Origin of the sequence: Halomonas sp. H10-59, assembly GCF_040070555.1 — a bacterium.
Classification (GTDB): domain Bacteria; phylum Pseudomonadota; class Gammaproteobacteria; order Pseudomonadales; family Halomonadaceae; genus Halomonas; species Halomonas litopenaei.
This window is the reverse complement of the sequence record NZ_CP098828.1, coordinates 2,979,007-3,002,510: the sequence shown is the minus strand read 5'-3', so window position 1 is coordinate 3,002,510 and position 23,504 is coordinate 2,979,007. Positions and strand designations below refer to the sequence as shown.

The following is a 23,504-nucleotide window of genomic DNA, read 5'->3' as shown; positions in this document are numbered from 1 at the left end:
ATAAGCTTAGGACAGGATGGGCATCTGGCCATCAGGCCGCGCGACTCAGATAGCGTTGTTGGCACCCGCGTATGATTCAGCAAAAAAATCGCCCTCGTTGCCTGATCGGCAGCGAGGGCGATGTTGTTTCTGCGTGGGATGGGTACTGGTGGTCAGCCAATGTGTGGCTTTATCACCTCAGCTCATCGCAGCGGCCCGGTTCCTCGCCCGCTTGCGCAGGGCAATGACGATGGTGGTGCCCAGAAGCAGCACGGCGATGGCGATCAGGCTTGCGCTGATCGGGCGCGAGAAGAAGATCCCGAGGTCACCCTGGGACATGGCCAGCGAGCGACGCAGCTCGCTCTCGGCGATGGGGCCGAGCACCAGGCCAAGGATGATCGAGACCAGCGGGAACTTGATCTTCTCCAGCAGGAAGCCGAGCACACCGAAGCCAAGCATCAGCAAGACATCGAACATCGAGTTGCGCACCGAGTAGGTACCGACGATGCAGCACATCAGGATGATCGGGCCCAGCGCCGAGTAGGGCACGTTAAGCAGCCGGGTGAACAGTTTGATGAACGGCTTTGAGAACGCCAGGATCATGAAGTTCACCACGAACAGCCCAGCGAACACCGCGTAGATCAGGTCGCTCGAGGTCAGCATGAACATCGGCCCCGGCTGCAGGCCATGCATGATAAAGGCGCCGAGGATGATCGCGGTGGTACCGCTTCCCGGAATCCCGAGCGCGAACAGCGGCACCAGGGCGCCCATGGCGGCGGCGTTGTTGGCGGCCTCCGGTGCAGCGATGCCTTCCGGTGCGCCCTTGCCGAACTTCTCCGGGTGCTTGGACCAGCGCACGGTCTCGCTGTAGCTGACCATGGCGGCGGTGCTGGCGCCGATGCCCGGCAGGATGCCGATGATGACGCCAAGGATGGATGAGCGCGACAGGGTGACGCCGATCTTCTTGAGGATGGGGGCGTCGAAGATCTTGATCTTGACCTTGGTCAGCGGCTGTTCGGCGTCACGGCTCAGGGAGCGCTTCATCACCTCGGACACCGCGAACAGTCCGACGATCACCGGAATCAGCCCGACCCCCTCGGCCAGGTTGAGGTTGTCAAAGGTATAGCGGCTGGTGCCGGTGAGCGGGTCGATGCCGATGGTGGCGATCAACAGGCCCAGGGTGGCGCCGATCAAGCCGAGGATCAGCCGGCCACCGAGGGAGGCCACCACGGTCAGGCCGAGGATGGCGAGTGCGAAGTACTCGGGGGAGGAGAACTTCAACGCCACCGAGGCCAGCATCGGGGTGAAGATGATCAGTGCGATGGTGCCGACCAGCCCGCCCACCGCGGAGCTCAGCACACCGATGCCCAGCGCCTTGCCGGCCTCGCCCTGCTGGGTCATGGGGTAGCCGTCGAAGGCCGTCATCACCGCCTCCGGGGTGCCCGGGGCGCGATAGAGGATGGCGGTAATCAGCCCCGAGAAGACGGTGGAGCCGTAGATGGCGGTCAGCAGCATGAACGCCTGGGTAGGCTCCATGCCGTAGGTGACCGGCAGCAGGATGACCACCAGGATCACGCCGCTGATGCCCGGCAGCGCGCCACCGATAAAGCCGATGAACACGGCCGAGGTCAGGATCAACAGGTTCATGGGCTGGAAGACCACGCCTAGCCCACTGAGAAAACTCTCCAGCATCGTCAGCTCCCGCGAAATACTGGTGGAAAATCGTACCGGCTGGGTGTCATGGCAAGGGGATGCCCAGCAGGGTGGAGAACACGCCTTGGATCAGCGCAACGGCGATGACCACGGTGGCAAGGAGGGCCGCCCAGTGGCGCGCGCCAAGCAGCAGGGTGCAGGCCAGGGTGAAGATCACGGTGGCCAGCAGAAAACCGATGGCCGGCATCAGCAGGGTGTAGGCAACGGTGGTGCCCATCAGCCACCAGTGGCGGTTGGCGGCAAGAAACCCAGGGGCAAGAGCAACGTCAGCGGCTTCGGTGGTGCTGTCGGTGACGTTGTCGGTAGCGCTGTCGGTGGCGCTGTCCTGGCCGGCGTCAGCCTGTTGGCCGGGTTCGGTCGCCGGGGCTTTCTCCATCGAAGCCTTGGCCTCGGCGTCGCTGGCACGCTCTTTGGCCTGGCTCATGCGGGTGGTGACCAGCAGGGTCGCCGACAGCACGATCAGCAGGAGCAACAGCGACAGCGGCCACAGGCGCGGGCCGATTAAGGTCGAGACGTCCTCGGAGCTCGGGAAATCAAGCGTCGGCACCAGGGTGACGGCGGCCAGTACCAGCAGCAGGACGGCAAAGACGGTGAACTTGGTATGCATGGTGAGGCTCGGTTCACGGCGGGCCAGCGGGAGCCAGTCCCGTCAGCGCAAGGTGAGGGGCCGGGTAGTACCCGGCCCGCCAGTCCACGGGATCAGGTGTTTTCCAGAAGCCGCGTGTAGAGTTCCAGGTTCTGCTCGAGCTTCTCGCGGTAGTCGTCGCTACCCAGCCAGCCCTCGCGGTAGTGCAGGTTCACCCGCTCTTCGTACTCCTGGTAGGTCTCGGAGTCGTAGACGCTCTTCAGCGTGGACTCGAGCTTCTCGACGATGGCGTCCGGGGTGTCGGCGTGGACGAAGATGCCACGCTCGTTGCCGTCGGTCAGGTCCCAGCCGTTCTCGACGGTGGTGGGGATGTCCGGGAAGTTCTCCAGACGCTCCTCGGCGAACACCAGGATCGGCATCATCTCGCCGGATTCCATGTAGCTCAGCACCGAGCTGATCTCGCCGAACAGGCCATCGATGTTGCCGCCCATGACGTTGGCGGCGACGCTGCCTTCCTCGTCGTAGGGAATGAAGCTGATGTCCAGGCCGGTGGCGTCACGGAACGACAGGAAGGCCATGCGGTCGGGGCTGGCCGCGTGGGTACCGCCGATGATGACCTGACCCGGATTGGCCTTGGCGTGCTCCATGAAGGCGTCGAAGTCGGCGTACTTGTCCGGATCGACGATCAGCGTCATCACGTCGGACTGCATGCGCGCCACCGGGGTGAGCTGGTCGAGGCCGGTGGGGTTCTGGCCGGCGGCAAGCGAGGTGACCAGGGTCGAGGAGGCGAAGTCCAGGGTGTGGCCGTCGGCGTCGCCGTTGGCGGTACGCTGGTGGGCCAGGGCGCCGGAGGCGGACGGCAGGTTGACCACCGTCACGCGGGTGTCCATGGCCTCTTCAAGCAGCGGCTTGATGGTGCGCGCGAAGTTGTCGGTGCCGCCACCGGCGCCGGCGGCGACCAGGAACTGCAGCGGCTTGGAGGGGAAGTCGGCCGCCTCGTCGGCGGACAGCGCGGCGGGGCTCGCAACGACGAGCGACAGGCCGAGGGCGCTGGCGGTGATGATCGCGTTTCTGGTGATCATGGCGTTCTCCTGGGGGTGGTTGTTGTGGTTGAGCATGGGCAGATGCCCAGTGGTTGCCAGGTGGCCCGACATGACGTCAGGCCGGTTCGGAGGAAGATTCGGCGGTGGAGAAGAACATCGCGTCCTGCTCGCGGCGAAGGTGGAGCAAGGTGGAGTCCGGCAGCTGCACGTCGGCCACGCTGATCAACTTTCCTGCAGCCACATCGCGCTTGAGGGTGGCGCCGGGCAGCAGATAGAAGGGCACCGGGGTGGCATCGAGTAGCGCAGCGGCGGGGTGCACCTCGGGCTGAAGGCCGGCGATGTGGCGATGGTGGCCCTTCATCTCGAGCTCCTGCCCCTTACTGAGTGACACCGTGGCGCGGGCGACCAGATCCACCGCCGGGCGGGTGGCCTGGCCGCCGCCGGAGGGCAGGCCCTTGAGCACGGCGTCGAGCAGCGAGATCGGCGCTTCCAGGCCCAGCAGGTGGCGCGGCAGGTAGACCATGGCGCTTTTCTTGCTGCGGCTCAGGATATGGCCCTTGCCGTCCAGCACCTCCCAGGCGTGGGCGTCCTCGCAGCGCACCACCACGAAGACGCCACCGGCGAAGCTCAGCTCGTCCGGGCGGCGCAGGCAGTTGAACACCTCCAGACGCCCCGTGCCGGAGAGCACGCCGCCGTTGCCTTCCAGATCCAGCAGGGTCGGCACCTCATGGGTACGCAGCACCAGGGCGTGGAAGGCAGGGTGGTCAGGGGTAAGGCCGGTGGCGTTGGCCACATTGGTCATCTCGCACAGGTCCGGTGCGGAGATCTGCGGAATGGCGCTCAAGTGCTCGCCACGGGCGCGCACCACGCTACGCTCGTCGCCCTCGGGCAGCGTCCACAGGTCGGCCATGTTCGGGGCGTCGAAGCGGGTGCCGTTGCACCAGATCGCCTGATCCGCCTCGTCCCAGACAAAGTCGTATTCGCTGCTCTTGCCCGCGGCGATGATCTCGAAGCCCAGCGTCTGGGCCCAGGTCACCAGGCCGATCAACAGACTCGGTTGATCACCGTCCAGCGGAGTGAACAGGCGACCGTGGCGGTTACCGAGGCGGGTCAGGTAGGGACCGACCACCGATTCGGTTTCCTTGGTGGCGATACCGACGTGCTTGCCGGCCTTGAGTGCACTGGCCGCGTGGGTAGCACCGGCGTTTGGTATACCAGTACTTTCCACCAGGATGTCGAAATCCAGGTGCTTGACCACTTCGAGATCGCCACAGGCGACAAACTTGCCCGCCTGCCAGGCGTCACTTGCCTCGTCCTGTGTTTGGCATACCGCAATCTGCGAGGCCGGAATGCCGGCCTTCTCGAACGCCTGGGCGGCCGTCTCGGCGCTGATGTCCACCGCGATACGCGCGTTCATGCCGGGCATCTGCTGGGCCTGACGGAGGATGCCGCGACCGAAATCGCCAGCGCCAGCGACGCATGCCTCGACGGTGGTGGCGGTATCAAAGTGGTGAAGGTAATTCATGGTCGTAGAGCGTCTCCGTGCTGGCCTGGCCCACCGCTAGCACGTTGCCGGGGGCTGCCTGAGCGGGTTGAAGGCCTCGGTCTGGAAGGATCGGGCGGGATCAAGATGCAGAGAAATGTAGTGGTATACCATTTTGATGGTCAAACGATTGGGGCATAGACCTTGGTCGCATAAAGCGAAAGATGTGCTTTATATCGTTGAATATCAACGAATAAATACAGTGAGGCAAACCGCGTAAATGTTTGCCCGTCAAAAAACGGTATGCCATTCTTTAGGCATCGAGGACCATGACGGCAATAACGATGGACGAAGCGGCAGTGGACGCACGCGAAGGACTGGTGGAGAAGGTCGCCAACTACCTGCGTGAACATATCGTGATGGATCACTTCCAGCCCGGACAGCGGCTCCCCGAGCGCAAGCTGGCCGAAGAACTGGACGTCTCGCGCACCCCCATGCGCGAGGCGTTCAAGATCCTCGCAGCAGAAGGGTTGGTGGTCATCTCCCCGCGTCGGGGTGCGGTGGTCGCCGACGTCAGCCCCCAGGACGTGCAGGAAAAGGCCTATGTGCTGAGTGTACTGGAGCAATCAGCCGCGGAGCTCTGCTGCGCCAATGCCAGCGACGATGACATCGCCGAGCTTAAGGCGTTGCACTTCGAGATGAAGGCCGCCTTCCTGCGTCGCGACCGACAGAACTACTTTCGCCTGAACCAGGCGATCCACAACCGCATCGTCTCGCTCTCCGGCAACAACTCCCTGATCGAGATCCACGCCACCCTGAGCCGACAGCTCTACCGCGTGCGCTATCTCTCCAACCTCAAAAACGAGAAGTGGTCCGTGGCCATGGATGAGCACGAAGCCATCATGGCCGCCCTGGAAGCCCGCGACGGCAAGCAGGTCGGCAACGAACTGCGCAACCACCTCGGCAAGACCTGGATGAAGTACGCCAACCCCGCACCCAAGGACCAGTCTCTCGCCGATGTCGACACCGAGAGCGGCTAGTAGGTGAGCCAGGTGCGGCAGGCGACGCCGGCCAGCCAAGGGCGTAATAGCGAGACACTGATGGGCAGGATGCAGAGCAGGTGAGGTAATGACGCTTAACGGATATCGAGCGAAGGGGAGGGGCCGGCTGACGCCGTCCATCAGCCGAGCCAAGAAGCTACGTCCGCTTCGAGCCTTTGCGGTCAGAGAGTGATTAGCCGTCAATCGGCGGGCGGGAATTGCTGCTTTTGGTGAAGGACGCGCAGAATCCGGATATCTAAGCCTGCCAACTGATAGGAGATCAGAAGCGATACTTCCGTTAGGATTAGCAAGCGACCAGGTATACCTTGGCGCTCTACGCCGAGTAGCGGTTGCAGCACCAGCAGTTCTGCCCTTTCCTCGATCAGGCCATCAGTCCGTTCGGCGACCACAGGATTGAACTGGTAGAGGAAGTCGAAAATGGCTTCACGGTCCGTCAGACCCTCTTCTTCCCATGGAATCGCCGATTACCGGGGCAAGGTCACGGGCGCGGATCCGTGACTTTCGTTCTGCCATCCGGGATTTTGCGGTTTCATGATCGACAAAGGTCGCTGCACCGGCTTCGAGCCTGTCAAATGCTCGCTTGACCTGAAGCGACAACCAGTCGTGGTGTGACGTTGCTTGGCGTTGTTGCTCGGCGAGTTGTTCTGCCAATTCCCTGCAGGCGCCACTGAGCGTACGCCCCTGGCTCTCTGCCATCTGCTGGGCTAGGCGCTTGGTCTCTTCATCGATGCGAAACTGTATACGGGTATCCATCTGAAGCCTCGCAGCTCATTCTGACGTGTTCACGTATATTGGCTCGTTTTGGTGCTCAGTATGGCAACCTAGGCCCGCTTGCCGCGCTGGGCGTGAATACGCTTCCTGGTAGCGATACCTGGAAGCGTTGCCTCACAGGCGCGCGGAGTCGTTCCCGTCAATTGCGGCAAGGTTCGGTGGTGGATCGAAAACGCATCGCGGTTACCTGGCGCCGAGCTGAACAAGCTATACCACCCATCCGCCATATGCGAGTGATTGCTTGCTCGCGCTGGGCAGGGCAGTCGTAACAGCTTCAAATCTCTATCCCCGAACTTTATTCGAGCAAGTGCTTCCAAAAAGCAGTTTCCGAAATTCAACAGTTTGTAAGACTTAAGCCAAAAAACGCGTAATTTCGTTCCCATTCCTCACATCTTTTGTCTATTCTGCTGCTAATGGCCAACGCCGAGCTATAAACAGTGCCGCTATGAGCACGATAACAACGATCACGCGCAGGGATAGGGACGCCGACTATGGCCAAGGGATGACCAGCCAACGCTAATCTGACGTTCAATGCAGGCTACTTGCCGCCTGTATGGCAGCGTGCTGCCGTTTCGGTTACCCGCCTTAAATTCCTTCCGTACTCGTGATCGCACAGCGGCCTTCGTCGCGCTGGGTGGTCATGTCGTGTGGCCGTCGTGGCGGTAGCGTGCCTGTTCGGTTGTACAAAGGTGAAAGGAAAATGCCCCTTTTTTCGTGGCGACATGCCTTCGCAGTTTCTCTGGGTGAAGTATTCATCTGTGTATATGAAACCAGGCATAGGATTTAAAGGCGCACTCGAATTGATGCAGAAGAGGGCATGTTTATTGCGCACAGGCTCTATAAATCTACGGCTAATCAATGGCTTTGCAATCACTGAAGAGCGATCTTGGGCATGCGCACTTTGAACAGGGGTATGCGTATTTTATCCCGGATTACTCCGCCGTAAAGTGAGGGAGTTATGGAAAAATTCAAAGATATAGGCTGCAACCTAGACCGGTTCGTGAGGAAGAAAAATGAGCATACCGTTGAATAAAAATGTTAGGTGTGTAGTTTCAGGTACCGAGAATAAATCCAATCAGAAGCAGGGGGATATATGAAAGTCCTTATTATTGCTATCGTTCTTACCTTGGTTAGCGGCACTGCTCTGGCCCACGGGGGTGGGTGCCGGAAAAGTTCTCCACCCGGGCAGTGTTGCCATATGGATAATAGTGTCGGAACGGTTCATTGCCATTAATTGTTAATAGCAGAACACTCACACCTAACAAGGCCAGGCAGGCGATGCAAAAAACCGCACGCCTGCTGGCGGGCGTTATGTGTCTAGCTTCTCTAAAGGACGATAGATGGACGACGACGTAGAAATCGAGATGAGTCCTCTGTGCCAGGAGCTTACCGACTCCGGGAAGACAGTGCAGGTCGAGATATATCGCGGAGAGAAGAAGGGGTGGATTCTCGAGGTAGTGGATGAAGAAGGCACTTCTACTGTCTGGAATGAGCTTTTCGCGACCGATGCCGATGCTTTGGAAGAATTGAAGGCGACGATACGAGATGAGGGTATCGATGTCTTGATAGGTAAGTCCGAGTAAATTGGATACTAAATACACATAACAATGCCAGGCAGGCGATGCAAAACCCCGCACGCCTGCTGGCGGGCGTTAACTGATAAGAAGTTATGATCGAACAAAGTATTAAAGATGAGATTATGAAGAGAATCAAAAATGCCGAATCAGAGTACGGCGTTAAGGTTCTCTATGCTGTGGAGTCAGGTAGCCGGGCATGGGGCTTTGAATCCCCTAACAGTGACTATGACGTCAGGTTTATCTATGCGCATCCCAAAGATTGGTATGTCTCTGTCGATTTAGAAGAGAAACGGGATGTGATTGAGTATGAGATCGTCGATGAAATTGATATAAGTGGATGGGATGTTCGGAAGGCCCTTAGGCTTTTTTGGAAATCAAATCCGTCTTTCGTAGAGTGGTTACAATCGCCTATTATCTATATTGAGCGCGGGTGCTTTGCTGAAAAAGCTAGGAACCTAATGGCACAAATATACTCAGTTGAAAAAGGGATATACCATTATCGGAGTATGGCTAAGACCAATTATAGAGGCTATCTGAGAGAAGAGAGGGTTCTACTGAAAAAGTATTTCTATGTGCTCCGCCCTTTGCTCTCAATCATGTGGCTTGAAAAGTATTTTGAGCCGGCACCTATTGAATTTGAAAGGTTACGTACTCTTATAGCCGATAACAAGCGCCTGGATAATTGTATTGGCGAACTTCTAGAAAAAAAGAAACGAAGCTTAGAAAAAGAATTGGCTTCCCCTATTCTGGAGATTAACCATTTCATTGAGAGTGAGCTAAGACGTCTAGAAAAATATAACAACCATCCTGGTTCGCGTATAAAGGATATGTCTATCCTCAATACTTTGTTTCACGAGGCCATAAGTTAACCAGGCGCAGCACGTGGACAATAGGACGCACGAATCTTGCGTGAATTGCTATGCAATTTTATCACGCATGCTCCGCACGCCCTATTGCCAGTGTGCTCAGCGTTATGCATATCAGTCAGTTTTAGAGTACTAGGTCAGGAATAGAAATATATGTTACTTACAGAAGTGTTTGCACTAAATTATAAAAGTGCTCAGAAAACAGTACTAAAAGTTAAGCTAAGCTCCCCAACTATCCTCATCGGTGAAAATGATTGTGGTAAGACGACTTCTCTGAACTCTACTCGTTTGCTTTTAGACCATTCATTTTCAGTATCAGTGCCTAATGATAAGTCAGAAAAGAATGACCTATCACATACAGCTTTGACTAAAGCTGAGATCAACCATTACTTGGAGGAAAATGACCTCCCGGTGTTATTTGAATCTACAGAAGATGAAACGCAAAAATTTATAGTTTCTATTGGTAAGTTTCAAATAGAAGACTTTGATCTAGAATCCGAAGATCTATCAAATCATTTGAGATGGGTCATAGAGTCAGCAAGGGTACGCGATGACCAGCATAGATATTTTTATAAAGCTAGAGTAATAAATGCTTCTAATGGTTTGTCAGATATTTTTTATGCTCATGAACATCCGAATAATGAAGAACTAAGTTCTTTATATAGCTTGGGGCAAGCTCCAATAAATGCAGCTATGAGAAATCATAATCCAGAACAGAAAAACTTAGTAAATGATAACGGAGAAGGGCCTCATTCGATTTATGAGAAAATGAGGTCAATCTTGCATACTGTCCCTTGCTCTTACAAGTTTGTTAAGTTTGCTGATGATGCGAAACAAAAAAAATGGAAAGCGGACTTGCAGTCCGCTTATCCTGAGTGCGCCTACTTAAGCTGGAATGAGTCTCTTGAAGGTATAACCAAAGCAGCCAATGCTATTTTATCTGACTCAATTGAAGTTGAGGTTAATCGAGCAAAAAAAATATCTGATAGATTGAGAACGAGAGCGCAGACAAAAATTAACGACCGTCTTGAAGCTTTGGGTATTCACAATGAAGTACCTAGTATCCAGAGTATCAGCGCAAATGTTAGTTTTGAGCTAAAAAATCAATTAACAGACTTATTTGTTGGAAAAAGTAGCTCTGAAGATGACGTTCACATTGATAACCAAGGTGAAGGTATAAAACGACAGATTTGGTTTGCTTTGTTAAAGCTTCAAGCAGAACAAAGTAGTGAAACAAATAAAAGGTATGTCTGGTGCTTTGATGAGCCTGAGACACATTTACATCCAAAAGCTCAAAGGGAGTTCATTAATACTCTTCGATTGCTCTCAGGGCAACATTTCCAAATAATGGTTAGTACTCATAGTACTATCTTTGTGAATGCTTCTAAGCTAGAAGATATCAATACTTTCAGGATTAACAATAGTTACACCCAGATAGGTACTATTAATGCTGTTGGAGATATTTTTGATAGTCTAGGCGTCATGAATAGTGATTTCCTTTTTTTCAATAAGTTCCTGATTGTTGAAGGGAATACAGAACAGGCATTAATTCCTTTGCTGTATCAAAAGTTTACGGGTAGAACACTTCGAGAGGACAACATTCAACAGATAAACTTAAAAGGTTGTACCAATGAAGATATTGCAAATGATTTGTTGGATAGCTTAATTAATGGTTTTGCTAAGCGTGATGATATTTCTATCTACATATTTGACGCTGATACAAACAAGCAAGAAGATGCTCAAACATTTGTTGTGGGTAAACAGGATTTAGAAGACTCACTGCCTATTACTATTTGGCCTCGTATCGTAAATGATGTTTTCGAGGGAGATATTGAGGTGAGTGAACAGGAAATTACTCAGATCATTGACAATATACCCGTAGCACAACAGGGTACGACTCTGCCAGCAAACCAAAAATTTGCTCCAAAGCTACAAGCTCTCATTCGTCAAAAGCTTGTTGCTATTGGTCAACCTGAGCGCATTGTTGACTGGCCAAACAAGAGTTTTGATTGGGGTCTAAAGATTGGTAACCATATGAACGTATCTGATATTCCTAGCCCAATCCAGAGGGCGTTTAGTGCAATTGCATAGACATGCATAATAAAGCGTTTAAGACAGACTCCCAACGCATGGCATTTTTCATTCCATCGTTGGGTTTTGTGTTTACGGTGGTATGGTTAGGTTTCGTGGTGGCGTTGCTCACTACTTAACGCGGCGTTAGGCTTTTCCAAAGTAGTGGGTACATATATGGAAATTAGATATCTGGAAGATTCCGATAAGTTAGCTATTTGTATGCTGGCTCGCCAAATTAATAGTGATCACCATCAGAATGAACCAGATGTTTTTTGTAAGCCTGTAGCTGAGGGAGAGGACTGGTCCTTTTGGAAGGAATCGCATGAGAAAGATGGTGGATTTGTTTTAGTCGCACTGATAAATTTCAAAGTTGTTGGTTTTGTCGCTGCGGAGATTTCCGAAGTACCTAATCTGCCTTTTCTAAATTCTTTAAAGCGTTGTAGAATCGCTACAATAGTAGTTTCAAATGAGCATCAAAAACGTGGTATTGGCTCTGCGTTATTCGAGAGAGTTTGTGAAATCGCTAAAGAGCGAGGTGCTAAGCGCCTAAATTTAGAGGTGTTTTCGTTTAATTCTACAGCCATAGAGTTTTACGAAAAACATGGCTTTAAAAGTTCGGCTATACATATGTCAAGATCATTAGCCTAACAAATATCTCTACCTGACAAATATTGCTACGCTCGTTTTTGTGTAAGTCGCGTAGCTCCATTTTACACAAAAACGCTCTCCGAAATATTCGCAGGTGAGCTAGGCGTTAGTTGCGCAATCGGCCGACCGGCGAGTCAAACCACAGGAGAAACGTTATGCCAAAGACCCAGTTCACGATCTCTGCACGCAATATTCCCATTGGCGGAAAACACGAAGACGTCAGCCGTGTACAAGACTATCTTCGAAAATTCGGCTACCTCACCGAATCGACGTCTGTCGATGGCACCTACGATGAGGCAACGAAGAAGGCGATCGAAACATTCCAACGTAGATTGGGGCTTCCAGTCTCCGGTGTACTTGACGACCAAACCGCGCAAGCATTAGAGCAGCCTCGGTGTGGAGTTCCAGACGAACTACCGAAGGGCAGCTTCAGCGTTGTGGCAAACTACGTACTCAGAGGATGTGACTATCAGGCAAAACATCGAACGCTAACGTATGCGTTCGTAAATGCTTCTGCGGATATTCCCGGCGATGGTGAGCGCGACGCAGTTCGGAGAGCGTTTGCTACGTGGCAGCAACAGATTCCCATAGACTTCGTGGAAGTGGGTGCCCTCAATAATCCAACACTTCCCATTGGGTGGTTTCGCGGAAACCATGGCGACGGCTCAGCATTTGATGGGGTAGGCAACGTGCTTGCGCATGCATTCTACCCACCAAACTGCGGTGGAGCGCATGCTGGAAACTGCCACTTCGACGAAGATGAAACGTGGGCCCTGAATCACGGTGGGGCAAACCGCGACTTGGAAACTGTCGCATTACACGAGATCGGCCACCTACTTGGTCTTGCTCACTCCAGTGTTCCAGGTTCAGTCATGTTTCCCACATATTCGGGGGAGCGGCGCGCGCTAACAGCGGATGACATCGCTGGAGTTCAGGCGTTGTACGGACGGCCGGGACCGGCGCTGCGAGTTACGGTTCATTTGCAAGGCATCGGTGACGCAAAGCGCAGGGATAACGAGTTTGCCGGTACGCGGGGGCAGTCGCGGCGGCTTGAGGGCTTCCAGTTAGAGATAGCTACAGCCATTCCCAACCTTAGTTGCAGATACATGGCGCACTTGCAAGGAATTGGAGATGTCGCCTTCGTTCCTGAAGGCCAGTTCATAGGTACAAGGGGTCAATCAAGGCGATTGGAGGGGTTCGCCATCGAACTAACCGGGTCGGCTGCTGGGAACTACAACGTGTTCTACATGGCTCATCTTCAAGGAAGTGGTGATACACGATTGTTCTCCAATGGGCAGTTTTGCGGAACACGCGGGCAATCGCGGCGAGTGGAAGGCATGTTGGTGAGAATTGAGCCAAAGTGAAATGCGCATCTAACAACCGGTTGCAGCGGACGCCGCTGTCGCGCCGCCGCTGAACCGGAGCGTTATGTACAATAGAGAAATAGGAACACGATGAGTCGAGCATATTACTCAGCCACATTAGAAAAATTTTTAAACGATTCAGAAGATTTAATTCTCGGAGAGTTGACGCGACATCATCAATTTGCACTTGAAGATTTGCAGAGAAACTCATGGTTATCACAAATCCAGATTCTGAAAGAGTCATTAGGGAGATTGGCTGGATGTTACTTGGCATTTGAATATGCCATTCCCAGAATGGGAAAGCGTGTAGATGTTGTTTTGCTATATAAAGGTGTCGTATTTTCTCTCGAATTCAAAGTTGGGGAGAGAGAATATCTAAATTCAGCTGTTGAACAGAGTTTGGGTTATGCAATTGACTTGAAGAACTTTCATGAACAAAGTCATAATAAAGCGATTGTTCCCATGGTTATTGCAACTGAAGCGGTTAGCTGTGAGCCTGTGGTTGAATTCTACTCTGATCGTGTTTTTCATCCAATAAAGTCAAACCAGTATAATTTCGTATCACATATTGAATGGCTTTCTAATGAGATCAAAGAAGTCGAAGATTTTAACCCGTTTGATTGGATTGAATCCATCTATAAACCAACCCCTACCATAATCGAAGCAGCTCAAGCTTTATACAAGGGGCATAGCGTTAATGAGATATCTAGATCTGATTCCGGAGCAATTAATCTTGGCGCTACATCTGATGCGATAGCAAAGATCATTGATTCGTCAAAGGAAAACAACAGGAAATCTATCTGTTTTATTACTGGTGTGCCTGGTGCGGGTAAAACTTTGGCAGGTCTAAACATAGCAAACGAAAGGCATAATATCGACGAAGGAGAGCATGCCGTTTTTCTATCTGGTAATGGGCCGCTTGTTGAGGTATTGCAAGAAGCACTGGCTAGAGATGAAGTTTCGGATAAAAAAGGAACAGCGCAGCAAATAACAAAAAATCAGGCATTAACGAAAACTAAGGCATTTATTCAGAATATCCATCATTTCAGAGATGATGCTCTTCAAAACGATTTTCCCCCTATTGAACGAGTTGTTGTATTTGATGAAGCTCAACGAGCGTGGACATTGGAGCAAACAAGTTCATTCATGTCTCGAAAAAAGGGCATTAAAAATTTTGAAATGTCTGAGCCAGAATTTCTTATCAGCGTATTAGATCGACATAAAGACTGGACAATAATTATTTGCTTAATTGGGGGTGGGCAAGAAATTAATACCGGAGAGGCGGGTTTGACTGAATGGTTTTATGCAATTCAGAAAGACTATCCTCATTGGGATGTCTATGTTTCAAACAAGCTAACTGATCATGAATACACAAATGGAGAGGATGTTTATTCCTCATTCACTCAGCAACAACTTACGATTAAAGAAGAATTACACCTGGCAGTATCTCTTAGATCTTATCGATCAGAAAAGCTAGCGGCATTCATAAAAGCTTTTCTAGACACAAATCTTGAGGATGCCAAAGAAATATATTTCCAGTTAAAAGATGACTATCCAATAGTTGTGACGAGAAATATAAGTCATGCGAAAAAATGGTTAAAACAGAAAGCAAGAGGTAGAGAATCACTCGGCATTACTGCATCCTCAGGTGCTTACAGGTTAAGGCCTTATGGCATACATGTAAAATCTTCGATTGAGCCTAAAACGTGGTTCTTAAATGATAATAATGATGTTCGTTCAGCTGGCTTTTTGGAAGACGTTGCCACTGAGTTCGATATTCAAGGCCTTGAGCTTGATTGGACATGCGTTGCATGGGATGCCAATCTACGAAAGCTTGATGATGGCTGGGATTTCAAGAATTTTCGTGGCACCAACTGGCAAAACGTAAACGACGATATTAGAAAACGATATTTATTAAATACATATCGTGTTCTATTGACAAGAGCGCGACAGGGAATGGTCGTATTTTTGCCTGAAGGTGATGAGAGTGATAGAACACGGAAGCCTGAGTTTTATGATCCGGTATTTGAATACTTTCTAAGGTGTGGTGTACCATGCATATAGTGCACATAAAAATAGGTTGCACATAGAAAAATTTTACGCTGCGCTCCAAATTTTCCGGTGAGCGCGGAGTTTGATACCTATATCCATCAATAGAACTCTACTATTGCGAAGTCGAGTGCGGCGACTATTTCATCTCGCATGTGTTCTAGAGTGCCAATGGGGGGGGAATCCTGGCAGGCGATGAGGCAATGAGGCAATTTGTGGGGCAAGAGTCGACAACTCTTCGCTGACGAAGGCCACCGTTGGCGAAGGGCGGCTCACCTATTTTCCTTCCTGAAAAAATTGCGCCCAAGTGGCACGGCGATTCGGGGGGCAACGCCGAGAGGGCGCGGTCTGCATGTCCAGAAGGCGGGGATACATTCTGGTGGTCGGCACGCTGGGGTTTGTGAGCACGTCAAATTTTTGTATTAGAACGTCCTGTACTCTTCGGCGAAGCACCCATACTCAGCGACAGCATGGTTGTAGGCTTTGATAGCGTTGCTGTTTTCCCTCTGCCATAGTTCGGCTTTGCTCTCGGCGAGCTTTTTCTCCAGTGCTTTCTCTGACATAGCCGAGAGATTGACGTTCAGGCGCCTAGCCTCTTTACTCAAATCACTGTTGGTGCTGAGGTTTGTGGCTTTTTTAAGAGCTATCCGATCAGATCGCCTTCTCATCTTCCTTCCCCCTGTTCTCGGTAACCCCATCAATATGCGTAGCCGCATAGGCATTGGCAACGTCTGTAGTGAGGTTGGCTTGGAGAAGGGGGCACTTCAGTTGCGCTCAGTAAGTGCATCTGCCCATTCTCTTGATTGTGCTCTGACGAACAAGGCGGGACGAAGGTGAGAATCCTACTCTGGTGTGTTGCGGTGCTGTTGCTCGTGTTGATGCTGCTGAGCGGTGCGGGGTTCTTGCATGGCTCGCTGGAGCTGTTTCCGACCGAGGAGCAGCAGCGTCAGGTGCGTTGGGTCTATGGGGCGGCCTTTGTGGCCTTCGCCACGCTCGAACTCCTGGTCGCGGTATGGCTTTGGAGGGAGAGAAGAGTGAGAAGGGCTGTTCGCCGCTAGTTGGCGATGGTTGGTTTCAGATCACGTCCATAAAAAAGCCGGGGCTCGATGCCCCGGCTTTTTCGTTTAGCTTGCGGCTACTCGTTTCTGTCGCTGCTTAGCCTTTTACCGCGTACTGCCAGCTCGGGCCGAGTTCGGCGAAGTCGAGCAGGATTTCCGCTGACTCCTCGACCTCGGCGCGGTCGACGGGCTGTTCCTCTTCGGTTTCTTCGTCGGCGAGGTCGGTGTCGTCGCCGCTTTCGCGGGCGTCGCCCCATTCCTCGAGGATGTCGAGGCCGAGGGCTTCGCGGCGCTCGTTTTCGAGTGCCAGCATTTCGGCGTCCTGGGCGTCGGCTTCACGCTGACGCTGCTCGCGATTCAGGCTGACGCTGGTGTGCTGCTCGCGCAGGCGGCTCGCTAGCTCTGCCCGCTGTTCCAGGTAGTGGAAGTTGGGGTGCTCGTCGGCACGCTGCTGGTGGCGGACGCGCAGGTCCTTCAGGTACTGGCGCGGGGTGCCGTAGCTGCGGTACTGGACGTCGCGCACGGTGTCCCAGGGCAGGGCGTTGTCCAGCGCGCTCTCGCCGATGATCTCGGGGTCGAGCAGGCTCGGGTACATGATGTCCGGCTTCACGCCGCGGTTCTGGGTGCTCTCGCCAGAGATGCGGTAGAACTTGGCGCGGGTCAGCTTGATCTGGCCGTAGCTCAGGTCGTTGAGGGTCTGCACCGTGCCCTTGCCGAAGGTGTTGGAGCCGACGATCAGGCCGCGACCGTAGTCCTGGATGGCACCGGCGAAGATCTCGGAGGCCGAGGCGGACAGGCGGTTGACCAGCACCACCAGCGGGCCGTCATACAGGGTGCCGCTGTCGGTGTCGCCGTACAGGCTGATGCGGCCACGGGCGTCACGTACCTGCACGGTGGGGCCACGGTCGATGAACAGGCCGATCATCGAGTTGGCTTCCTGCAGCGCGCCGCCGCCGTTGTTGCGCAGGTCCAGCACGATGCCCTCGACGCCTTCGGCCTTGAGCTTCTCGACCTCGGCGGCAACGTCACGGGTGGTGGAGCGGTAGTTTTCCTCGCCGGCCTGCCAGGCGTCGAAGTCGACGTAGAAGGCGGGCACCTCGATCACGCCGACCTTGTGCACGCCGTCTTCGCGCTGGATCTCGATGACCTCGCTGCTGGCCGCCTGATCCTCGAGCTTGACGGTGTCACGGGTGATGTCGACCACGGTGGAGCGGGTCATGTCCACCGCCTCGCCGGGCACCACCTCGAGGCGTACCTCGGAGCCCTTGGCTCCGCGAATCAGCTCGACCACGTCGTCCAAGCGCATGCCGACCACGTTGACGATGTCTTCGCCTTCCTGGCCGACGCCGATGATGCGGTCGGCGGGCTTGAGTGCGCCGTCCTTCTCGGCCGGGCCTCCGGGCACCAGGCTCGCGACCTTGACGTACTCGCCGTCGGCCTGGAGCAGGGCACCGATGCCCTCGAGCGAGAGACGCATCTGGATGTCGAAGGACTCGCCCTGGCGCGGCGACAGGTATTCGGTGTGGGGGTCCACGGTACCGGTGGCAGCGGCCATGATCAGCCCGAACACGTCCTCGGCGTTGGTCTGCTCGAGGCGATGCTTCTGGGTCTCGTAGCGCTCGCGCAGGGTGTCGATGACCTCGTCGTCCTCCTGGCCGCTGATCGACAGCGTCAGGGCGGCGTTGGCCAGGCGCTTGCGCCACAAGTCGTCAAGGCTTGCCTGGGAGGCGGCCCAGGAGGCATCTTCGCGGTCGAGTTCGAGGCGGTCTTCACCGTCGAAGTTCATGTCGAGGTGGTCGATCTCGTCGAGCATCCACGTAAGGCGCGTTTCGGCACGTTCGTGGTAGCGCTCGTAGAGGTCGTAGGCCCGCTCCAGAGAGCCATCCAGCAATGCCTCGTCCATGCCGGTACGCAGATCGGCGAACTCATCCACGTCGGACTGCACGAAGTAGGCTCGCTGGCCGTCCAGCACATCCAGCAGGCGCTGGAAGGCGCGGTTGGACCATTGGTCGTCCAGGCTTACGTCCGCGTAGTGGCCGTAGCGTAGTGATTCGGCCACCTCCATGGCCGCCTGACGCTGGTCGTCGCCGGGCGTGGGAGTAGCCAGCGCCGTGGGGGCCGCGATCAGCAGGGACAACGCCAGGGCGCGACCCGCAGACTCAATCAGGCTCATCAATGAAGCACTCCAGGATTCGTGTACACTCGTCGGTCTGACACCGACTCGGTCGGCGGGTCCCTTGGACCGGATTCGCATTGTAGCAGCTTGATGTCAATCCTTGACCCTCGCCGTTGTGCGACATTCAGGGTCAATCCTTGAACCACACTATCATGCAACAGAGGACGCCCATGTCACAGGAGTGCTTGCCAAAGGATGATGCCGGATGCGCCAAAAGGCTCAGTCGGCTGCTTGAGTTTCTTCACCGTTCCCCCAGCCCTTGGCACGCTACCGCGAACATGGCTCAGCGGCTCGAGGACGCCGGCTACCGTCGCCTGTTGGAGACCGATAGCTGGGATTTGGTTCCCGGTGACCGCTTCTACGTGACCCGCAACGATTCTTCGATTATCGCCGTCAACCTGCCGAAGGGCCAGCCGGTGACCAGTCTGCGCATGGTCGGCGCCCATACCGACAGCCCCAATCTCAGGCTGAAGACCCACGCCGGCCAGACGTCGGCGGGCTGGCTGCAGCTCGGCGTGCAGGTCTACGGCGGGGCTCTGCTCGCGCCCTGGTTCGACCGGGACCTGGGCCTGGCCGGGCGTCTGCATGTCCGTCATGCCGATGGGCGGGTCGAGGGCGTGCTGCTCAACGTCGCCGAGGCCATCGCCATCATCCCGAGCCTGGCCATCCACCTGGATCGTGAAGCCAACGACGGCAAGGCGATGAATGCCCAGACCCAGATGGCGCCGGTGGTGCTGCAGGGCGGCAAGGACGACGACCTCGATCGCCTGCTGCTGGCCTGGCTGGAGCAGGAGCACGGCCTGACCGGCGTCAAGGTGCTGGACTTCGAGCTGGGCTTTTATGACCTGCAGCCGCCGTCGCTGGTGGGAGTAGGCAAGGAATTGATCGCCAGCGCCCGCCTGGACAACCTTTTGTCCTGCTTTACTGGCCTGGAGGCGATGCTCGACGCCGACGGCGAACAGGGCATGGTGCTGGTCGCCAATGACCACGAAGAGGTGGGCAGCGCCAGCGCCTGTGGCGCCCAGGGTCCGTTCCTCGCCGACGTGCTCAAGCGCGTAAATGGCCAGGTGGGCGAGGGCACCGAGGAAGGCTATATTCGCCTGATCCAGTCGTCGCGGATGATCTCCTGCGACAACGCCCACGCGCTTCATCCGAACTTCAAGGACAAGCACGACGCCCAGCACGGCCCGAGCCTCAACGCTGGCCCGGTGATCAAGACCAACGCCAACCAGCGCTACGCCACCAACAGTGCCACGGCGGCGATGTTCCGTGATCTGTGCGAGCAAGCTGAGGTGCCGGTGCAGACTTTTATCACCCGGGCGGACATGGGTTGCGGCAGCACCATCGGCCCCATCACCGCAACGGAGTTGGGGGTGCCGACCCTGGACGTGGGGGTGCCCCAGTGGGCGATGCACTCGGTCCGCGAGACCGCTGGCAGCCAGGATGTGGAACACCTGACCCGCGCACTGACGGCCTTCTTCAACTCGGCCGAACTGGTGTAGGTCCAGCGCTCGCAGCGCTTGCCGCAAGACTGAAACGACGACAGAGCGCCTGGCGGGTAACCGCCAGGCGCTCTGTCGTTTGCGTCGGTGTAGAATCGTCGCATTGGAAGGCACAACAAAAAGGCCCGTCGATCGGTGATCGACGGGCCTTTCGGTATCTGGTGGCTACGCCCTGACTCGAACAGGGGACCCCATCATTATGAGTGATGTGCTCTAACCAACTGAGCTACGTAGCCTTTGGATGGCGCCGCATTCTACGGATTGCCAGCTTATTGTCAAGCACTTGGCGCCGTGTAGGCCACGGCGGCGACAGCGCAGCGCGCTGGAAAGCCGGCTACCACCAGTGTGCCGTGTAGCGCGAGCTCTGTGCCGGCGTGACGGAGGCCGCTGGAAAGGGCGCTACCGCCATGTGGTGGTCAAGCGCGCCAAGTGTTTGAAAAGACGTACTCCCCGCAATCTGGCACGGGCCTTGCCCCGTATATAAGGGAAACAACAACAGGCGATCTGGATGGCCTGGCGCAAAGGCCTCGAGTCGGCTTCTGGCCTTGGCCGTATCGAGGGCAGGCCGCCTCCAGATCAGGGGATCACGCCGGTGGCGAGATCCAGGACCACGACAGGGGAGTCGTTGCCGATGGAGCCCATCGAAACCTTCTACGACGTGATGCGGCGACAGGGCGTCACGCGTCGCTCATTTCTGAAGTTCTGTTCACTGACCGCGGCGGCGCTGGGACTGGGGCCTGCCTACACCGCCAAGATCGCCCACGCCATGGAGACCAAGCCGCGCACGCCGGTGATCTGGGTCCACGGGCTCGAGTGCACCTGCTGCTCGGAGTCGTTCATTCGTTCGGCCCATCCGCTGGTCAAGGACGTGGTGCTGTCGATGATCTCGCTGGACTACGATGACACCCTGATGGCGGCGGCGGGGCATCAGGCCGAGGCCGCCCTGGCCGACACCATAGAGCGCTACAAGGGCAACTACATCCTGGCGGTGGAGGGCAATCCCCCGCTCAACGAGGACGGCATGTTCTGCATCGTCGGTGGGCGGCCCTTCGTCGACCAGCTGCGCGAGACCGCAGAACACGCCAAGGCGGTGATCTCCTGGGGCTCCTGCGCGAGCCACGGCTGTGTCCAGGCCGCGCGCCCCAACCCCACCCGGGCGACCCCTGTGCACAAGGTCATCACCGACAAGCCGATCATCAAGGTGCCGGGCTGTCCGCCGATCGCCGAGGTCATGACCGGGGTCATCACCTATATGCTGACCTTCGACCGGCTGCCGGAGCTCGACCGTACCGGTCGACCCAAGATGTTCTATTCCCAGCGCATCCACGACAAGTGCTACCGGCGGCCGCACTTCGACGCCGGCCAGTTCGTCGAGTCCTTCGATGACGAGGGCGCCCGTCGCGGCTACTGCCTGTACAAGGTGGGCTGCAAGGGTCCGACCACCTACAACGCCTGTTCGACCATCCGCTGGAACGAGGGCGTGAGCTTCCCGATCCAGGCCGGCCACGGCTGTATCGGCTGCTCCGAAGACGGCTTCTGGGACAAGGGGTCCTGGTACGCCCGGCTGCAGGACGTGCACCAGTTCGGCATCGAGGCCAACGCTGACCAGATCGGCGGCGTTGTTGCCACCGGGGTGGGCGGTGCGGTGGCGGTCCACGCCGCCGTCAGCGCCTTGAAACGGGCGCAGGTCAAGCGCCAGTCGTCAGCCAACAGGGAGCAAGCCTGATGACCCAGATCAACACCCCTAACGGGTTCAACCTGGACAGAAGCGGGCGGCGTATCGTCGTCGACCCGGTGACCCGCATCGAGGGCCATATGCGCTGCGAGGTCAACGTGGATGACAACAACATCATCCGCAATGCGGTGTCCACCGGCACCATGTGGCGCGGGCTCGAGGTCATTCTCAAGGGCCGTGATCCGCGCGACGCCTGGGCCTTTGTCGAGCGTATCTGCGGCGTCTGCACGGGCTGTCATGCGCTGGCCTCGGTACGCGCGGTGGAGGACGCACTGGACATCCGCATCCCGCGCAACGCCCACCTGATCCGCGAGATGATGGCCAAGGTCCTGCAGTGGCACGACCACGTGGTGCACTTCTACCACCTGCACGCGCTGGACTGGGTCAACCCGGTCAATGCGCTGAGGGCCGACCCGCGGGCGACGTCGCAACTGCAGCAGTTGACCGGCCCCAACCATCCGCTGTCGTCGCCGGGCTATTTTCGCGACGTCCAGAATCGCCTGAAGACCTTTATCGAGTCCGGCCAGCTCGGGCTTTTCAAGAACGGCTACTGGGACAATCCCGCCTATCGGCTGTCGCCAGAGGCGGACCTGATGGCGACGGCGCACTATCTTGAAGCGCTGGACATGCAAAAGGAGATCGTCAAGATCCACACCGTGTTCGGCGGCAAGAATCCCCACCCCAACTACATGGTCGGCGGGGTGCCCTGTGCCATCAACATCGACGGCGACCTGGCGGCGGGCGCGCCGCTCAACATGGAGCGGCTGAATTTTGTGCGCGCGCGCATCGAAGAAGCCTTCGCCTTCTCTAAAAACGTCTATATCCCCGATGTCATCGCCATCGCCAGCTTCTACAAGGACTGGCTGTACGGTGGGGGGCTGTCCGCCACCAACGTGATGGACTACGGCGACTACTCCAAGGTCAACTACGACAAGTCCACCGACCAGCTCAAGGGCGGCGCCATCCTCGGCGGCAACTGGAACGAGATCCACGAGGTGGACCCCACCGACCCGGAGCAGATCCAGGAGTTCGTGGCCCACTCCTGGTACCGCTACGCCGACGAGTCCCGTGGCCTGCACCCCTGGGACGGCGAGACCGAGCACCACTACGAGCTGGGCCAGGGCACCGTCGGCACGCGCACCCGGATCGAGGAGATCGACGAGGCCGCCAAGTACTCGTGGATCAAGTCGCCACGCTGGCGTGGCCACGCCATGGAGGTGGGGCCGCTGTCGCGCTACATCCTCAACTACGCCCAGGGCAATGACTTCGTGATCGACCAGGTTGACTCGTCGCTTGCCGCCCTCAACCAGCTTGCCGGCACCCGCCTGACGCCGAAGCAGGCGCTGCCGACCACCATCGGCCGAACCCTGGCCCGCGCCCTGGAAGCCCACTACTGCGCGTCCATGATGCTCGATGACTGGCATGAGCTGATCGCCAATATCCGTGCCGGCGACCTGGCTACCGCCAATATCGAGAAGTGGGACCCGGCGTCCTGGCCCCAGGAGGCGCGCGGTGTCGGCATGGTTGCGGCACCCCGGGGCATGAACGGCCACTGGATTCGCATCAAGGACGGCAAGATCGAGAACTACCAGTGCATCGTGCCGACCACCTGGAACGGCAGCCCGCGGGACCCGGAGGGCAATATCGGTGCCTTCGAGGCGTCACTGCTGAATACGCCCATGGAGCGGCCGGACGAGCCGGTGGAGATCCTGCGCACGCTGCATTCCTTCGATCCGTGCCTGGCCTGTTCCACCCACGTGATGAGCGAAGACGGTGAAGAACTGTCTCACGTCACCGTCAGATAGCCGGGGGAGGGTGTC

The 23,504-nt window shown here is 56.1% G+C and carries 18 protein-coding genes and 1 tRNA gene; 10 read left to right on the top strand and 9 right to left on the bottom strand.

Annotated elements, in window-relative coordinates:
* Positions 1–177: 177 nt before the first annotated feature.
* The 4 genes from NFG57_RS13105 to NFG57_RS13090 form a co-directional block, all read right to left on the bottom strand.
* Positions 178–1,671, bottom strand: a complete 1,494-nt coding sequence (locus NFG57_RS13105) for a tripartite tricarboxylate transporter permease (RefSeq protein ID WP_348814503.1) — start codon at positions 1,669–1,671, stop codon at positions 178–180.
* A 46-nt stretch (positions 1,672–1,717) separates the two neighbouring features.
* Positions 1,718–2,299: a tripartite tricarboxylate transporter TctB family protein gene (locus NFG57_RS13100; RefSeq protein WP_348814502.1), complete on the bottom strand. Its 582-nt coding sequence runs from the start codon at positions 2,297–2,299 to the stop codon at positions 1,718–1,720.
* A 92-nt stretch (positions 2,300–2,391) separates the two neighbouring features.
* A complete protein-coding gene (locus NFG57_RS13095) occupies positions 2,392–3,360 on the bottom strand; it encodes a tripartite tricarboxylate transporter substrate binding protein (protein ID WP_045994607.1) in 969 nt (322 codons plus the stop codon).
* 76 nt (positions 3,361–3,436) lie between these two features.
* The gene (locus NFG57_RS13090; protein ID WP_348814501.1) at positions 3,437–4,846 is read right to left on the bottom strand and encodes a flagellar biosynthesis protein FlgA; all 1,410 of its coding nucleotides are present in this window, start codon (positions 4,844–4,846) and stop codon (positions 3,437–3,439) included.
* Positions 4,847–5,133: 287 nt separating this feature from the next.
* On the opposite strand from NFG57_RS13090, the gene NFG57_RS13085 reads away from it, so the two are divergent.
* Positions 5,134–5,844, top strand: a complete 711-nt coding sequence (locus NFG57_RS13085) for a GntR family transcriptional regulator (protein ID WP_348814500.1) — start codon at positions 5,134–5,136, stop codon at positions 5,842–5,844.
* A gap of 200 nt (positions 5,845–6,044) precedes the next feature.
* Here NFG57_RS13085 and NFG57_RS13080 read toward each other — a convergent pair whose 3' ends face one another.
* A complete protein-coding gene (locus NFG57_RS13080; RefSeq protein ID WP_348816184.1) occupies positions 6,045–6,284 on the bottom strand; it encodes a type II toxin-antitoxin system RelE/ParE family toxin in 240 nt (79 codons plus the stop codon).
* Positions 6,285–6,288: 4 nt separating this feature from the next.
* A complete protein-coding gene (locus NFG57_RS13075; protein WP_348814499.1) occupies positions 6,289–6,618 on the bottom strand; it encodes a damage-inducible protein J in 330 nt (109 codons plus the stop codon).
* A 1,358-nt stretch (positions 6,619–7,976) separates the two neighbouring features.
* On the opposite strand from NFG57_RS13075, the gene NFG57_RS13070 reads away from it, so the two are divergent.
* The 6 genes from NFG57_RS13070 to NFG57_RS13045 all read left to right on the top strand — a co-directional run bounded on the left by NFG57_RS13070 (position 7,977) and on the right by NFG57_RS13045 (position 15,228).
* Positions 7,977–8,219, top strand: coding sequence for a hypothetical protein (locus NFG57_RS13070; RefSeq protein ID WP_348814498.1), 243 nt, complete (start codon positions 7,977–7,979; stop codon positions 8,217–8,219).
* An 86-nt stretch (positions 8,220–8,305) separates the two neighbouring features.
* The gene (locus NFG57_RS13065) at positions 8,306–9,082 is read left to right on the top strand and encodes a nucleotidyltransferase domain-containing protein (RefSeq protein ID WP_348814497.1); all 777 of its coding nucleotides are present in this window, start codon (positions 8,306–8,308) and stop codon (positions 9,080–9,082) included.
* A gap of 150 nt (positions 9,083–9,232) precedes the next feature.
* The gene (locus NFG57_RS13060) at positions 9,233–11,170 is read left to right on the top strand and encodes an AAA family ATPase (protein ID WP_348814496.1); all 1,938 of its coding nucleotides are present in this window, start codon (positions 9,233–9,235) and stop codon (positions 11,168–11,170) included.
* Between the two features lie 156 nt (positions 11,171–11,326).
* On the top strand, positions 11,327–11,800 hold the full coding sequence (locus NFG57_RS13055) for a GNAT family N-acetyltransferase (protein ID WP_348814495.1): 474 nt from the start codon (positions 11,327–11,329) through the stop codon (positions 11,798–11,800).
* A gap of 155 nt (positions 11,801–11,955) precedes the next feature.
* Positions 11,956–13,164: a matrixin family metalloprotease gene (locus NFG57_RS13050; RefSeq protein ID WP_348814494.1), complete on the top strand. Its 1,209-nt coding sequence runs from the start codon at positions 11,956–11,958 to the stop codon at positions 13,162–13,164.
* Positions 13,165–13,254: 90 nt separating this feature from the next.
* A complete protein-coding gene (locus NFG57_RS13045) occupies positions 13,255–15,228 on the top strand; it encodes a DUF2075 domain-containing protein (RefSeq protein ID WP_348814493.1) in 1,974 nt (657 codons plus the stop codon).
* 407 nt (positions 15,229–15,635) lie between these two features.
* On the opposite strand, the gene NFG57_RS13040 is transcribed toward NFG57_RS13045, so the two are convergent.
* Complete coding sequence (locus NFG57_RS13040; RefSeq protein WP_348814492.1) at positions 15,636–15,881, bottom strand: type II toxin-antitoxin system CcdA family antitoxin; 246 nt, start codon at positions 15,879–15,881, stop codon at positions 15,636–15,638.
* 487 nt (positions 15,882–16,368) lie between these two features.
* A complete protein-coding gene (locus NFG57_RS13035; RefSeq protein WP_348814491.1) occupies positions 16,369–18,444 on the bottom strand; it encodes a carboxy terminal-processing peptidase in 2,076 nt (691 codons plus the stop codon).
* A 173-nt stretch (positions 18,445–18,617) separates the two neighbouring features.
* Between NFG57_RS13035 and NFG57_RS13030 the strand changes: the two genes are divergently transcribed.
* Positions 18,618–19,949 (top strand): M18 family aminopeptidase, encoded by a 1,332-nt coding sequence (locus NFG57_RS13030; protein WP_348814490.1) that lies wholly within the window; start codon positions 18,618–18,620, stop codon positions 19,947–19,949.
* A gap of 159 nt (positions 19,950–20,108) precedes the next feature.
* Here the strand turns inward: NFG57_RS13030 and NFG57_RS13025 are convergent.
* A tRNA-Met gene (locus NFG57_RS13025) sits at positions 20,109–20,185 on the bottom strand.
* Between the two features lie 395 nt (positions 20,186–20,580).
* On the opposite strand from NFG57_RS13025, the gene NFG57_RS13020 reads away from it, so the two are divergent.
* Together NFG57_RS13020 and NFG57_RS13015 are read left to right on the top strand one after the other, a co-directional pair.
* The gene (locus NFG57_RS13020) at positions 20,581–21,675 is read left to right on the top strand and encodes a hydrogenase small subunit (protein ID WP_348814489.1); all 1,095 of its coding nucleotides are present in this window, start codon (positions 20,581–20,583) and stop codon (positions 21,673–21,675) included.
* On the top strand, positions 21,675–23,489 hold the full coding sequence (locus NFG57_RS13015) for a nickel-dependent hydrogenase large subunit (protein WP_348814488.1): 1,815 nt from the start codon (positions 21,675–21,677) through the stop codon (positions 23,487–23,489). The genes NFG57_RS13020 and NFG57_RS13015 overlap by 1 nt, the downstream gene beginning before the upstream one ends.
* The last annotated feature ends 15 nt before the right edge of the window (positions 23,490–23,504 follow it).